Raw genomic sequence first — 13,520 nt, 5'->3', positions numbered from 1 at the left:
CGGCCGGGGACCGGCGGGGTCAGTCGCGCGGGGCGCGGGCGAGCTGGCGGGACTGGGCGACCAGCCGGCCGGCGCTGTCCCAGACCTCGGCGTCCTCCTCCAGGAAGCCGCCGGCGAGGTTGCGGGTGGTGATGGAGACCCGCAGCGGTCCGGGGGCGGGGCGGCACCGGACGTGGGCGGTGAGCTCCACGGTCGGGGTCCAGCCCTTGAGGCCGAGCTCGAAGGAGGTCGGCGGCAGGGCGTCGACGGCGAGCAGGAGGGAGAGCGGGTCGGGCTCGCGCCCGTCGGCGAGGCCGAACCAGGCCCGCATCTCGCCCTTGCCGGAGGGCGCGCCGATGGCCCAGCCGACGCAGGCGGGGTCGAGGCGCAGGTCGAGGCGGTCGGTGATCGCGGAGGAGCCGGGGATCGGCGGGGCCGGGCCGTCGGAGGCGCTGAAGCACTGGTCGACCGGGGCGAAGGCGGGCGGCACGGCGCTGGTGCGGACGTCGTCCGTGAGGGCGTCGAGGTCGCCGTAGGAGGCGAGGACGCGGATCCGCTCGACCTCGGTGCCGTCCTCGGCGTACTGGTAGAGGGAGGCGGTGCCGGTGGAGAGGGTCCGGCCGGTGCGGACGGTCTCGGTCCGGATGACCGCGGGGCCCGGGGCCGACGGCGTCAGGTAGTGCGCCGAGATGGTGAACGGGTCGGGGTGCGGCAGGTGGTCGCCGAGGGCACGGCCGAGCAGGGCGAGGAGGTATCCGCCGTTGACGGCGTGGATGATCGTCCAGCCGGCCGAGAGCTCGGCGTCGTAGACCCCGGGCTCGCGGAGGGTGACGGCGGTGTCCCGGTCGAACTCGCTGCCCGCCCCGGTCCGCGGGGCGGGGCTCGTCTCGGTGCTCGTGCTCATACGGCCGACGGTACCGCAGGAAACTACTGAGCGGTAGCTTTTTCGGGCTCCTCGCGGGCCGACGAGCGGCGGTTCCAGGCGCGCGGCGCCCGCCAGTGGTAGCGCATCGCGAGCAGCCGCAGCAGGAAGGCGGTGAGCACGGCGGCGCCGCTGGTGTAGGCGTTCAGGACGTCGAAGCGGATGCACAGCACGACCATGGCCGCGCCGACGATCGCGGGCACGGCGTACAGGTCCCGGTCCCAGCGCAGCAGCGAGGGCACCTCGTTGGCGAGGACGTCGCGCAGCACGCCGCCGCCGACGGCCGTGGCGAGGCCGAGCGCCGCCGAGGAGGTGAGGCCGAGCCCGTAGTCGTACGCCTTCGTCGTCCCGGTCACGCAGAACAGTCCGAGGCCGGCCGCGTCGAAGACGTTCACGGCCGTCTGGGTGCGCTCCACCTCGGGGTGGAGGAAGAAGACGAGGACGGTGGCGACCAGCGGCATGAGGAAGTAGCCGAGGTCGGTGAAGGCGGCCGGGGGCACGGCCCCGATGATCAGGTCGCGCAGGAGGCCGCCGCCGAGCGCGGTGACCTCGGCGAGCACCGCCATGCCGAAGACGTCGAAGTTCTTCCGGACGCCGAGGAGGGCGCCGGAGATGGCGAAGACGAAGATGCCGACGAGGTCGAGCGTGTGTTGGACCGACGGACTGAACAGATCGTGGAGCACCGGCCAATTGTGCCGTGCGTTCGGAAAGGGCCCGGCCGCACCACGGCGGCCGGGCCCTTTCCCTGATGTCGCTACTTGTCCTCGGAGACGTCCTCGGAGACGTCCTCGGAGACGTCCTCGGACGCGGTCGCGGAGGTGTCCCCGGACTCCGCGGCCTCGCCGGACTCCGGAGCGGCCGGCTCCGGCTCCTTCGCCGTCTCCTCCGCCGGGGCCTCCGCCTGGGCCGGGATCACCACGGCGTCGGAGCCGGCCGGGGTGAGCGTGCCGTCCTGGATCTCCCGGGTGAAGTGGCAGGCCACCTTGTGGCCGCCGCCCGCGTCCGTGAGCTCCGGGCGCTCCTCGGAGCACTTCGGCTGCGCCCACGGGCAGCGGGTGTGGAAGCGGCAGCCCGCCGGCGGGTTGGCCGGGGAGGGCAGGTCGCCGTGGAGCAGGATCCGCTCGCGCCGCTCCTCGACCTCCGGGTCGGGCACCGGCACGGCCGACATCAGCGCCCGCGTGTACGGGTGCAGCGGCTCCTCGTACAGGCTGTCGCTCGGCGCCTCCTCGACCAGCGAGCCCAGGTACATCACGCCGATGACGTCCGAGATGTGCCGGACGACGGCGAGGTCGTGGGCGATGACCAGGTAGGTCAGGCCCATCGACTCCTGGAGCTCCTCCAGGAGGTTGATCACCTGGGCCTGGATGGAGACGTCGAGCGCGGAGACCGGCTCGTCGCAGATGATCAGGTCCGGCTCCAGGACCAGCGCGCGGGCGATGCCGATGCGCTGGCGCTGGCCGCCGGAGAACTCGTGCGGGTAGCGGGAGAGGGCGTTGGCGGGCAGGCCCACCTTGGCGAGGATCTCCCGGATCCTCTCCCGCCGCTCCTCCTGGTTCGCGCCGATCCCGTGCGCGGCCATGCCCTCGCTGAGGATCGACTCGATGTTCTGGCGCGGGTTGAGGCTGCCCAGCGGGTCCTGGAAGACCATCTGGAGCCGGCGGCGGAAGGAGCGGAGCTCCTTCTCCGGCAGCTTGGCCACGTCGGTGCCGTCGAGGACGACGGAGCCGTCGGTGACGTCCACGAGCCGCAGCACGGCCCGCCCGAGGGTGGTCTTGCCGCAGCCCGACTCGCCGACCAGGCCGTAGGTCTGGCCCGCCTCGACCTTGAGCGAGATGCCGTCCACGGCGTAGACGTGGCCGACCGTGCGGTCGAAGAGGATGCCCTTCTTGACGGGGAAGTGGACCTTCACGCCGTCGAGTTCGAGCAGGCTCATGCCGGTACCTCCGTCGTGGCGAGGACCGGGTTCGCGCAGCGGGCGTGGTGGCCGGCGGCGCGCGGTTCGGTCAGTTCGGGCGTGCCGGTGAGGCACTCCATCTCGTACCGGTCGCAGCGCGGGGCGAAGGCGCAGCCGTCGGCCCAGGCGATCTGGTCGTTGATGGACCCGCGGATCGGGTGGAGCGGTTCGCCGCGCGGGGCGTCGAGCCGGGGGATGGAGCCGAGCAGGCCGTGGGTGTACGGGTGCGTCGGGTGGGCGAACAGCTCGCGCCGGCCCGCCGATTCGACGACCTTGCCCGCGTAGAGGACGTTCACCTGGTCGCAGAGGCCGGCGACGACACCCAGGTCGTGGGTGATCATCAGCAGCGCGGTGCCCTCCTGGTCCACCAGCTCCTTGAGGAGTTCGAGGATCTGGGCCTGGATGGTGACGTCGAGCGCGGTGGTCGGCTCGTCGGCGATGAGCAGGCGGGGGGCACAGGCGACCGCCATGGCGATGAGCGCGCGCTGCCGCATGCCGCCGGAGAGCTGGTGCGGGTACTCCTTGAGCCGCCGGGTCGGGTCCGGGATGCCGACCCGGTCGAGCAGGTGGGCGGCCTCCTTGCGGGCCGCCTCGCCCTTCAGCCCGCGGTGGCGCTGGAGGATCTCGGTGACCTGGACGCCGACGGGGACGACCGGGTTCAGCGAGGAGAGCGGGTCCTGGAAGATCATCGCCATGTCGCGGCCGCGCAGGTCGCGCATCTTCGACGGCGTGAGCGAGAGCAGGTTCGTGCCGTCGAGCTCGGCCCGGCCGCCCAGGGTGACGCCCTTGGAGGGGAGCAGGCCCATGAGGGCGAGCGAGGTCACGGACTTGCCGCAGCCCGACTCGCCGACGAGGCCGACGACCTGGCCCTGGTCGACGTCGAAGGAGACGCCGTTGACCGCCCGGACGTCCTTGCGGCCGCGGCCGCCGAAGGTGACGGTGAGTTCGTCCACGGTGAGGAGGGGCATGTCAGCCTCGCAGCTTCGGGTCGAGGGCTTCGCGCATGGCCTCGCCGAGCAGGGTGAAGCCGAGGGCGGTGATGACGATGCCGACCGCCGGGTACATGGACATCATCGGCTCGTTGTCGAAGAAGCGCTGGGCCGCGGAGAGCATGACGCCCCACTCCGGCACCGCCGGGTCGGGGTTGCCGAGTCCGAGGTAGGAGAGGGCGGCGGCCTCGATGATCGCGGTGGCGAGGCTGAGCGTCGCCTGGACGATCACCGGGCTCAGCGAGTTCGGCAGGATCTGGGTGAGCACGATCCGCCGCTTGCGGATGCCGAGCGAGCGGGCGGCGAGCACGTAGTCGCTGCCGCCCTGGGCGAGCATCGAGCCGCGCAGCAGACGGGCGAAGACCGGGATCTGCACGACGCCGACGGCGATCATCACGGTGGTGAGCGACTGGCCCATCACGGCGGCGACGGAGACGGCGAGGAGCAGCGAGGGCAGCGCGAGCAGGATGTCGGTGACGCGCATGATCGCGTCGTCGATCCGCCGTCCGGTCTTGCCGCCGAGGGTGACCGCGGCGCCCGAGACGATGCCGACGAAGGCGCCGATCAGCAGGCCGATGAGCATGGAGACGACGCCGACGAGGAGCGTCTGGCGGGCTCCCACGAGCATCCGGGAGAACAGGTCCCGGCCGAGGTGGTCCAGGCCGAACCAGTTCTCGGCGCGGGCGCCGACGAACTCGCCGCGGTTGGAGAAGACCTCGCCGCGCCAGGTCTGGTCGGTGGGGCTGTACGGGGCGATCCAGGGGCCGATGACCGCCAGCAGGACGAATCCCGCGATGATCACGGCGCCGATGATCGCCATCTTGCTGGCGCGCATGCGGCGCATCGCCTCGCGCCACAGGCTGGCGCCGCTGGCGGTCTCGGTCCTCGCCGTGAGCTGGGCGAGCCGGTCGATCTTGGAAGCGGTGGTGGTCAGACTCATCAGTGCACCCGCACCCTCGGGTCGATGACGCTGTACGCGAGGTCGACGAGCATGTTGATCAGCACGTAGATCATGGCGATGAACATGATGAAGCCGACCAGGACCGGGTAGTCGCGGGCGTCGATGGCGGTCCGGATGAAGGAGCCGATGCCGCCGAAGGTGAAGACGGACTCGGTGAGCACCGCGCCGGAGAGCAGGCTGCCGGTGAGCAGGCCGATGGCGGTGACGACGGGGAGCAGCGCGTTGCGCAGGACGTGCCGGCCGCGGACGACCTTGCGCTCCAGGCCCTTGGACTCGGCGGTGCGGACGTAGTCCTCGCCGAGGACCTCCAGGACGCTGGCGCGGGTCATGCGGACGATGACCGCGAGCGGGATGGTGGCCAGGGCGATGCCGGGCAGCACCAGGTGCATGAGGGCGTCCCAGGCGGCGTCGAACTCGCCGGTGAGCACGCCGTCGAGGACGGCGAAGCCGGTGACGCTGGTGGCGTCGATGCCGGTGGACTGGCGGCCGAAGGTGCCGAAGATGTCGCCGAAGGCGGCCTTGAGGAGCTGCGCCAGGAAGAAGACCGGGATGCAGATGCCGACGAGCGAGCCGGAGACGGAGGCCACGTCGATCCAGCCGCCGCGCTTGCGGGCGGCGATGTAGCCGAGGGGGATGCCCACGGCGGTGGCGATGAGCATGGCCGCGACGCTGAGTTCGACCGTGGCCGGGAAGCGCAGCACGAACTCGTCCCAGACGGGCTGTCCGGTCTGCACCGAGGTGCCCAGGTCGAGGTCGAGGAGCCGCTTGAGGAAGCGTCCGTACTGGACGTAGATCGGCTGGTCGAGGCCCAGCGCGCGGTTGATGCGCGCCACGTCGGCTTCGGTCGCCCGCTCGCCCAGGATCGCTGAGGCGGGTCCGCCGGGCAGTCGGTTCAGCCAGATGAAGAGCAGAACCGACAGGCCGAGCAGGGTGGGTATGAGCTGGAGAAGTCGTCGTACGACGAGTCGCAACACCCCGCGTGCCCCTTTCTTGCGTGTGGAGGGTGGATGCGCGGACGCCCGGTCACGAGAGGAACGCGTGACCGGGCGGACCGCTTACGGGGGTGTTACTTGAAGGAGACCTCGGCGAAGTTCTCCTGCGTCAGCGGGGAGACCTTCGGCGGGTTCACGTTCTTGCCGAACGCGATGGCCGGCGGGGAGGAGGTCAGCGGGAGACCGGGCAGGTACTCCATGATCGCCTCGTTGGCGGCCTTGTAGAGGTCCGTGCGCTTGGCCGGGTCGCCCTGGAGCGAGCCCGCCTTCACCGCGTTGAAGACCTTGTCGTCCTTGAAGCCCCACTGCTTGTCGTACCCGGCGAACCAGGTGCCGATGAAGTTGTAGCCGTCGTTGAAGTCACCGGTCCAGCCGAGCATGTGGAGGGCGCAGCCGCCCTTCTCCACCGCGTCGACGTAGTCCGGGTTCCACTTCTTCGGCTTCGGGGTGACCTTGATGCCGGCCTTCTCCAGGTCGGCCTTGACCAGCTCGAAGATGTCCTGCGGGGCGGGCATGTACGGGCGGGTGACCTCGGTCGGGTAGCAGAAGTCGACCGCGAGGTTGCTCGCGCCGGCGCCGGCGAGGAGCTGCTTGGCCTTGGCGGTGTCGAACGCGTACTTCTTCACGTTCTCCGAGTAGCCGGCGACGGTGTCGGGCATGAACTGGGTCGCGACCTTGCCGCCCTCGGGCAGCTGGGTCTTGACGATGTTCTCGCGGTCGACGGCGTGCGCGATGGCCTGGCGGACCTCGGGCTTCTGCAGGGCCGGGTTGGCCTCCTGCGTCATGCCGAGGTAGAGCAGGTTGAAGACGTCACGGGTCGGGACGTTGAAGCCCGCGCCCTCGAGGGTCTTGATGTCGGCGGGCGCGACCAGGTCGTAGCCGTCGATGTCACCGGCCTGGAGCGCCTGGCGGCGGCCCTCCTCGGTGTCGATCGTGCGGAAGACCAGGTTCTTCACCTTGGCCTTGTCGCCCCAGTAGTCGTCGAAGCGCTCCAGGGCGACTTCCTTGTTGCCCTTGTTCCACTTCGTGATCTTGTACGGGCCGGTGCCGGCGACCGTGCCGGCCTCCTGGCTGTACTTGGGGTACGTGATGGCGTCGCCGGCCTCGGTGACCTGCTGCTTCGCGTACTCCTGGATCGCCTTGGGCGAGTGGATCGCCAGGGCGTTCAGGGAGAAGCCGCCGGGGAGGTTGGCGGAGGGCTCGAAGACCTCGATGACGGCGGTGGCGTCGTCCTTGACCGTGCAGGACTTGTAGTTCGCCTTGGGCGTCTCCTTGTCCTCGTTGGCCTTGAAGCCGCCCATGATGGTCTGCCAGTAGTACGAGACCGCGCTCGACTGGTAGGTGCCCTTCCAGTTGAACCAGTAGTCGTAGTTGGCGCAGACCGCCTTCGCGTCGAAGGTCTCGCCGTCGTGGAACTTCACGCCCTTGCGGAGGTTGAAGGTCCAGACGGTGCCCTCGGGGTTGCTCGACCACTTCTCGGCGAGCCCGCCCACCAGCTTGCTGCCGCCGGACTCGTGCTCCAGGAGCGCCTCGAACGCCTGGCGGGTGACCCGGAAGGTCTCGCCGTCGCTCGCGAGGGCCGGGTCGAGGGAGGCCGGGTCACCGGGGGCGCCGAACACGAAGGTGTCCTTGGCTCCGCCCTTGTTCTCGTCCTTGTCCCGGTCGCTCGCGCAGCCCGTGGCGATGAGGCCGACCGCGATGGCCGCCGTCAGAGCCCGGGTCGACCGGGAATTGAGTATGCGCATGGGTCCACCCCTGGGTCGCCATGTGTGGTCTTGACCGGCCGAACGCTACTGGCGAGTGACGCGGCAGAGAACAGTCCGCATAGCGGTGATACCAACCTGAGACCCGGACACTCGCCAAAACGGTCCGATGCCGGACATCGACGCCTGGAGCGGGCCCAACCAGACGCAAAACCCCGCCCTGGCAAGCCATTTCGGCCAGAGCGGGGAAAAGGGACAGGAGTGGCGTCAGCCGTGCCGCGCGGGCGGGTAGCCGTATCCCGGACGGTGGGATCCCGCATGCTGGGACGGGGCTCCGTGCGCCTCGCGGTCGTAGAAGGGCCGGGCGTGGGCCTTCAGCCAGAGCGCCACCGGGTCGTAGGCGTCGGAGAGCGCGACCGTCGAGACGGGCAGCCCGTCGGGCACCGTGCCGATGGACTGGCGCATCATCGCCCGCACCTCGTCGACGGCCGCCGCCGAACCGTCGTACAGGTCCAGACCGATGACCAGGTACGGGGTCCCCAGGGAGGGCTGCACCCAGCCGCGGCGGAGCGAGCGGACGGCCGGGGTGCGGTGCGCGTTCTGGGTGAGCTGGGCGTAGAACTGCGGGATCTCCAGGGCGGGTTCGGAGACCCGGAGCGGACCGGCGGGCATCCGGTCGAGGCCGGTGGCGATCCGTCGCAGGTCGGCCCAGGGGATGCCGACGCCGCCGCCGGGGGCGTGCGGGTTGAGCCAGACGCCCCACCGCTCGGGGTAGAGGGCGCGGGCGATCTCGCGGCCGGTGACGCGCTCGTGGGCGCGGTGCCAGCCGGAGGCGGCCAGCTCGCCGGCGGAGGTGACGCAGGGGGCGTAGCCGTGCCCGTCGACCTCCATGTTGCCGTACTGGGCGTCCGGCGAGCCCGGACCGCCCTGCCAGAGCAGCATGTACAGCTCGCCGTCGGCCAGGGCGTGCAGCAGGCCCTCGTACGCGTCGTAGCGTCCGGGCGCCACCTGGCGCAGCATGTGCTCGACCTGTCCGGTCGCGCCTGACGCGCTCACCCTGGGTCCCGCCCCTCTGTCTCGTACGGCTCGGTTCGGTGGTTCGGTCTCGGTCGGTCCAGCTTAGACAGGGCCGGGGTCACCCGGTGGCGCGCTGGTAGAAGGGGCGCACCCGCTCCAGCATCCAGTCGCCGACCGGGTCGGCGGCCATGTCGAGCAGGATCAGGTTGACCGGCCAGGCGACCTCGACGCGCCCGAGGGCGCGCCCGAGGGCGTCCAGCGGGGCGTTGCGGTCGACGCCGTCCCAGCCGACGAGCTGGACGCCGATGAAGAGGGCCGGTTCGGTGCCCTCGACGCTGGCGAGGGTGCGGCGGGCGGTGGCGACGACGCCGGTGGCCTCGAACTCGGCGGAGGCGGCGGCGAGGAAGTCGACCGGGTCGTCCTGCCAGTCCGGCTCGAAGAGCCGGACCCGGCCGCCGCTCGCGGGCCCGTCGAGGGCGGTGCGGCCGACCCGGCAGAGCTCGGCGACGGCGGGCGGGGGCAGCGGGACGCCGACGACGCCGCCGGGGTTCACCGCGATGCCGAGCTGCGGGGGCAGGCCGCGGGCGAAGTCACGGGCGGGGGCGACGGTGAAGGACATGTGGTCCCCGACGCAGGCGAGGAACTGCGCCTGCGAGCTGAAGACGGGGACGTAGGCGGCGCCGCCGATCTCCAGGGTGGCGAGGTCCAGGTCCGGACTGTCGGGTCCGCCGCCGTTGGGCAGCGGGACCCAGACCTGGCTGCGGCCGAGCACCTCGATGAGCCGGCCTCCGGCCGCGGGCTCCCCGAGCGCGGCGGCCAGCGCCTCCTCCAGCTCGTTGCCCGGCCACGTCACGTCCACGGTGGTTCCGTCCCCTTCTCGCACGGCCCTGGTCCCGGCCGCCCCGCAGCACCCTAACGCCGCCCCGCCCCGGCCGTGACCAGAACCCGCACCCGGGCGGGCGGCCCGCCGTCACACGGGCTCGCGGAAGCCGATCCGGCGCAGCGCCGTCGCGGCGTCCCGGTCGAGCAGGGTCGCGGAGGCGCAGCCGCGCGGCAGCCGGCCCGACTCGACCGCGGCGACGAGCCGGCCGACGGCCCTCCGGTGCCGGGCGAAGGCGTACGAGGACACCCCGCGGCCCCGCTCGCGCTGTCCGTCCCGGGCGGTGGCCGGGTCGACGTCGAGCAGGACCAGGTGGAAGGCCCGGCCGCGGCGGGCGGCGGAGCGGGCGAGCCAGCCGCGGACCCAGGACTGGGTGCCGCAGTCGTGGACGACCACCCCGGCGCCGGAGCGCAGGGCCCGGCGGAGCCCCGCGTAGTGCGCGACGCGGACCAGCGGGCGGTAGAGGGCGTACGGCAGGAAGCGCGGCATCCGGGCCTCCCAGCGCTCCCGGGCGTCCTGCGAGTCGATGCCGCGGCCCTCGGCGGCACGGCGCAGCAGGGTGGACTTGCCGCTGCCGGGGAGCCCGGAGACGACCACGACGTCGCCGGCGGCGAAGGTGAGGGCGCGCGGGCCGCGCCCTCCGCGGTCGCGGAGGTCCCGCACGACGCGCCCGCGGCGCCGGGTCCTGGCGCGGGCCCGCTGGGCGGGTATGGCGGCGTCGGTGGCGAAGACGCCGGTGTGGTGGATCCTCATCGCTGCTCCCCCTGTCGGGTCTCGGAAGACCTCAGGAGACCCTTGCCCACGAAGTGTAAAGAATCGGTAATCCGAGACAAGCGATTTGCGGGGCCGACACCGCGTGCAATGATGTGCGCGCCAGGCGCGCGCAGCGCCCCACAACCGCATACCGGCCGCTCGAATCCGCGCGGGAGAGTTCCGGACCGGCCTCGGCCGTCCGGGCGCCGAAGGAGCAAGACCCTCCCTTGAATCTCTCAGGCCCCGTACCGCGTGGATGAGGCAGATCTGAAAAGCGGGACACCCGGCGTGTCCCCACCCAAGGTGCAAGCCGATCCCTCCCGCCGATCCCGGCGACGAGATGCTCTCGGTGAACCTCTCAGGTTCCATGACAGATGGGGAGGAACGTCCTTGCCTGTCATGTTTTCCGCCTTCGGGACCCGGGAGTCACGTCCATGAGCACCACCCCCCGCCTGACCGCCCTCGATGCCCTGCATCGTTCGCTGGGCGCGACCATGACCGACTTCGCCGGCTGGGACATGCCGCTGCGGTACGGCAGCGAGCGCGACGAGCACAACGCCGTGCGCACCCGGGCCGGCCTCTTCGACCTCTCCCACATGGGCGAGATCACCGTCACCGGCCCGCAGGCGGTCGACCTGCTCGACTTCGCCCTGGTCGGCAACATCTCCACGGTGGGCAACGGCCGGGCGCGCTACACCATGATCTGCCAGGAGGACGGCGGGATCCTCGACGACCTGATCGTCTACCGCCTCGGCGAGACCGAGTACATGGTCGTCGCCAACGCCTCCAACGCGCAGGTCGTCCTGGACGCGCTCGTCGCCCGCTCCGGCGGCTTCGACGCCGAGGTCCGCGACGACCGCGACGCCTACGCGCTGATCGCCGTGCAGGGCCCGGAGTCCCCCGGCATCCTGAAGCAGCTCACCGACGCCGACCTGGACGGCCTGAAGTACTACGCGGGCCTGCCCGGCACGGTCGCCGGCGTCCCGGCGCTGATCGCCCGGACCGGCTACACCGGCGAGGACGGCTTCGAGCTCTTCCTGAAGCCGGAGCACGCCGAGGGCGTGTGGACCGCGCTGACCGAGGCGGGCGCGGGCGCCGGCCTCATCCCCTGCGGCCTGTCCTGCCGCGACACGCTCCGCCTGGAGGCGGGCATGCCGCTGTACGGGCACGAGCTGACCACCGCCCTCACCCCCTTCGACGCCGGTCTCGGCCGGGTCGTCAAGTTCGAGAAGCCGGGCGACTTCGTCGGCCGCAAGGCGCTGGAGGCCGCCGCCGAGCGCGCCGAGACCGCCCCGCCGCGCAAGCTGGTCGGCCTGGTCGCCGAGGGCCGCCGCGTCCCGCGCGCCGGCATGTCCGTCGTCTCCGGCGGCGAGGTCGTCGGCGAGATCACCTCCGGCGCCCCCTCCCCGACGCTCGGCGAGCCGATCGCGATGGCGTACGTCGACGCGGCGCACGCCGTCCCCGGCACCGAGGGTGTAGGGGTGGACATCCGCGGCACCCACGAGCCGTACCGGGTCGTGGCGCTGCCGTTCTACAAGCGCCGGAAGTAGGCGTGCGCCTCCGGGACCCGTCCCGGACGTGACGCATTCGTCTCAGGACACGTCTCACCCCGCAAGACCCACGTACATCCGCACTCCCCCGATCCAGGAGAATCAGGCCATGAGCAACCCCCAGCAGCTTCGCTACAGCAAGGAGCACGAGTGGCTGTCGGCCGTCGAGGACGGCGTCGCCACGGTCGGCATCACGGAGCACGCGGCCAACGCCCTCGGTGACGTCGTCTACGTGCAGCTCCCCGAGGTCGGCTCCACCGTGACCGCGGGCGAGTCCTGTGGCGAGCTGGAGTCGACCAAGTCCGTCAGCGACCTCTACGCCCCGGTGACGGGCGAGATCGTCGAGGCGAACCAGGACGTCGTCGACGACCCCTCGCTGGTGAACTCCGCCCCCTTCGAGGGCGGCTGGCTGTTCAAGGTGCGCATCACGGGCGAGCCGGACGACCTGCTCACCGCCGACGAGTACACCGCCTTCACCGCAGGCTGACCGAGACCCCCTAGGGATCGCTTCATGTCGCTTCTGAACACTCCCCTCCACGAGCTGGACCCGGACGTCGCCGCCGCCGTCGACGCCGAGCTCCGCCGCCAGCAGTCCACCCTCGAGATGATCGCCTCGGAGAACTTCGCTCCGGTCGCGGTCATGGAGGCCCAGGGCTCCGTCCTCACCAACAAGTACGCCGAGGGCTACCCGGGCCGCCGCTACTACGGCGGCTGCGAGCACGTCGACGTGGCCGAGCAGATCGCGATCGACCGGATCAAGGACCTGTTCGGTGCCGAGTACGCCAACGTGCAGCCGCACTCCGGCGCCTCCGCCAACCAGGCCGCGCTCTTCGCGATCGCCCAGCCGGGCGACACGATCCTCGGGCTCGACCTGGCGCACGGCGGCCACCTCACCCACGGCATGCGCCTGAACTTCTCGGGCAAGCAGTTCAACGTGGTCGCGTACCACGTGGACGACGCCGGCCTGGTCGACATGGCCGAGGTCGAGCGCCTCGCCAAGGAGCACCGCCCGAAGGTGATCATCGCCGGCTGGTCGGCGTACCCGCGCCAGCTGGACTTCGCGGAGTTCCGCCGGATCGCCGACGAGGTCGAGGCCTACCTGTGGGTCGACATGGCCCACTTCGCGGGTCTGGTCGCGGCCGGTCTGCACCCGAACCCGGTCGCGTACGCGGACGTGGTGACCTCCACCACGCACAAGACGCTCGGCGGCCCGCGCGGCGGCATCATCCTGGCGAAGAAGGAGTTCGCGAAGAAGCTGAACTCCTCGGTCTTCCCGGGCTTCCAGGGCGGTCCGCTGGAGCACGTGATCGCGGCCAAGGCCGTCTCCTTCAAGGTCGCGGCCTCGGAGGAGTTCAAGGAGCGCCAGCAGCGCACCCTGGACGGCGCCCGGATCCTGGCCGAGCGCCTGGTCCGGGACGACGTCACGGCGCACGGCGTCTCGGTGCTCTCCGGCGGCACGGACGTGCACCTGGTCCTGGTGGACCTGCGCGACTCCGAGCTCGACGGCCAGCAGGCCGAGGACCGCCTCCACGAGGTCGGCATCACGGTCAACCGGAACGCCGTTCCGAACGACCCGCGCCCGCCGATGGTCACCTCCGGCCTGCGCATCGGCACGCCGGCCCTCGCCACCCGCGGCTTCGACGCCGGGGACTTCACCGAGGTCGCCGACATCATCGCCGAGACCCTGAAGCCGGGCTTCGACGAGGCCAAGGCCGAGGCGCTGAAGGCCCGCGTCACCGCGCTGGCCGACAAGCACCCGCTGTACCCCGGCCTGAAGTAATTTCGTACGCTTTAGTTCCGGTTTCATTCGTACGAAGCTC

13 protein-coding genes and 2 riboswitches are annotated in these 13,520 nt (G+C 71.5%); of the genes, 3 read left to right on the top strand and 10 right to left on the bottom strand.

Annotated features, from left to right (window positions below):
- Positions 1-19: 19 nt before the first annotated feature.
- From IE287_RS07090 to IE287_RS07045, 10 genes are all read right to left on the bottom strand, one after another.
- Entirely contained in the window at positions 20-883 is an 864-nt protein-coding gene (locus IE287_RS07090) for a thioesterase family protein (protein ID WP_189848037.1), read from the bottom strand.
- A gap of 23 nt (positions 884-906) precedes the next feature.
- Positions 907-1,584: a trimeric intracellular cation channel family protein gene (locus tag IE287_RS07085; protein WP_189848036.1), complete on the bottom strand. Its 678-nt coding sequence runs from the start codon at positions 1,582-1,584 to the stop codon at positions 907-909.
- A gap of 71 nt (positions 1,585-1,655) precedes the next feature.
- Positions 1,656-2,834: an ABC transporter ATP-binding protein gene (locus IE287_RS07080; protein ID WP_229883320.1), complete on the bottom strand. Its 1,179-nt coding sequence runs from the start codon at positions 2,832-2,834 to the stop codon at positions 1,656-1,658.
- On the bottom strand, positions 2,831-3,823 hold the full coding sequence (locus IE287_RS07075) for an ABC transporter ATP-binding protein (RefSeq protein WP_189848035.1): 993 nt from the start codon (positions 3,821-3,823) through the stop codon (positions 2,831-2,833). The genes IE287_RS07080 and IE287_RS07075 overlap by 4 nt, the downstream gene beginning before the upstream one ends.
- 1 nt (position 3,824) lies before the next feature.
- Positions 3,825-4,784, bottom strand: a complete 960-nt coding sequence (locus IE287_RS07070; protein ID WP_189848034.1) for an ABC transporter permease — start codon at positions 4,782-4,784, stop codon at positions 3,825-3,827.
- Positions 4,784-5,779, bottom strand: coding sequence for an ABC transporter permease (locus IE287_RS07065; RefSeq protein ID WP_189848033.1), 996 nt, complete (start codon positions 5,777-5,779; stop codon positions 4,784-4,786). Before IE287_RS07065 ends, IE287_RS07070 begins: the two co-directional genes overlap by 1 nt.
- Before the next feature lie 92 nt (positions 5,780-5,871).
- On the bottom strand, positions 5,872-7,542 hold the full coding sequence (locus IE287_RS07060) for an ABC transporter substrate-binding protein (protein WP_189848032.1): 1,671 nt from the start codon (positions 7,540-7,542) through the stop codon (positions 5,872-5,874).
- Between the two features lie 225 nt (positions 7,543-7,767).
- Positions 7,768-8,556, bottom strand: coding sequence for an enhanced serine sensitivity protein SseB C-terminal domain-containing protein (locus IE287_RS07055; RefSeq protein WP_189848031.1), 789 nt, complete (start codon positions 8,554-8,556; stop codon positions 7,768-7,770).
- Positions 8,557-8,635: 79 nt separating this feature from the next.
- Entirely contained in the window at positions 8,636-9,376 is a 741-nt protein-coding gene (locus IE287_RS07050; protein WP_189848030.1) for an enhanced serine sensitivity protein SseB, read from the bottom strand.
- A gap of 111 nt (positions 9,377-9,487) precedes the next feature.
- On the bottom strand, positions 9,488-10,150 hold the full coding sequence (locus IE287_RS07045; protein ID WP_189848029.1) for an AAA family ATPase: 663 nt from the start codon (positions 10,148-10,150) through the stop codon (positions 9,488-9,490).
- Positions 10,151-10,310: 160 nt separating this feature from the next.
- Positions 10,311-10,411, top strand: a riboswitch (glycine riboswitch).
- 1 nt (position 10,412) lies between these two features.
- A riboswitch (glycine riboswitch) is annotated at positions 10,413-10,534 on the top strand.
- A 50-nt stretch (positions 10,535-10,584) separates the two neighbouring features.
- Between IE287_RS07045 and gcvT the strand changes: the two genes are divergently transcribed.
- From gcvT to glyA, 3 genes are all read left to right on the top strand, one after another.
- Positions 10,585-11,700, top strand: coding sequence for a glycine cleavage system aminomethyltransferase GcvT (gene gcvT / locus IE287_RS07040; protein WP_189848028.1), 1,116 nt, complete (start codon positions 10,585-10,587; stop codon positions 11,698-11,700).
- A 109-nt stretch (positions 11,701-11,809) separates the two neighbouring features.
- Complete coding sequence (gene gcvH, locus IE287_RS07035; RefSeq protein ID WP_189848027.1) at positions 11,810-12,187, top strand: glycine cleavage system protein GcvH; 378 nt, start codon at positions 11,810-11,812, stop codon at positions 12,185-12,187.
- A gap of 24 nt (positions 12,188-12,211) precedes the next feature.
- Positions 12,212-13,480, top strand: coding sequence for a serine hydroxymethyltransferase (gene glyA, locus IE287_RS07030; RefSeq protein WP_189848026.1), 1,269 nt, complete (start codon positions 12,212-12,214; stop codon positions 13,478-13,480).
- Positions 13,481-13,520: the final 40 nt, after the last annotated feature.

This window comes from Streptomyces omiyaensis (genome assembly GCF_014650895.1).
In the GTDB taxonomy this organism is placed as follows: domain Bacteria; phylum Actinomycetota; class Actinomycetes; order Streptomycetales; family Streptomycetaceae; genus Streptomyces; species Streptomyces omiyaensis.
This window is presented reverse-complemented; position numbering and strand designations above follow the sequence as displayed.

Excerpts from the sequence above, each read along its gene's own strand:
- gcvT (WP_189848028.1), top strand. The coding sequence starts at position 10,585 with ATGAGCACCACCCCCCGCCTGACCGCCCTCGATGCCCTGCATCGTTCG.
- glyA (WP_189848026.1), top strand. The coding sequence starts at position 12,212 with ATGTCGCTTCTGAACACTCCCCTCCACGAGCTGGACCCGGACGTCGCC.
- IE287_RS07045 (WP_189848029.1), bottom strand. The coding sequence starts at position 10,150 with ATGAGGATCCACCACACCGGCGTCTTCGCCACCGACGCCGCCATACCC.
- IE287_RS07075 (WP_189848035.1), bottom strand. The coding sequence starts at position 3,823 with ATGCCCCTCCTCACCGTGGACGAACTCACCGTCACCTTCGGCGGCCGC.
- gcvH (WP_189848027.1), top strand. The coding sequence starts at position 11,810 with ATGAGCAACCCCCAGCAGCTTCGCTACAGCAAGGAGCACGAGTGGCTG.
- IE287_RS07080 (WP_229883320.1), bottom strand. The coding sequence starts at position 2,834 with ATGAGCCTGCTCGAACTCGACGGCGTGAAGGTCCACTTCCCCGTCAAG.
- IE287_RS07060 (WP_189848032.1), bottom strand. The coding sequence starts at position 7,542 with ATGCGCATACTCAATTCCCGGTCGACCCGGGCTCTGACGGCGGCCATC.
- IE287_RS07070 (WP_189848034.1), bottom strand. The coding sequence starts at position 4,784 with ATGAGTCTGACCACCACCGCTTCCAAGATCGACCGGCTCGCCCAGCTC.
- IE287_RS07090 (WP_189848037.1), bottom strand. The coding sequence starts at position 883 with ATGAGCACGAGCACCGAGACGAGCCCCGCCCCGCGGACCGGGGCGGGC.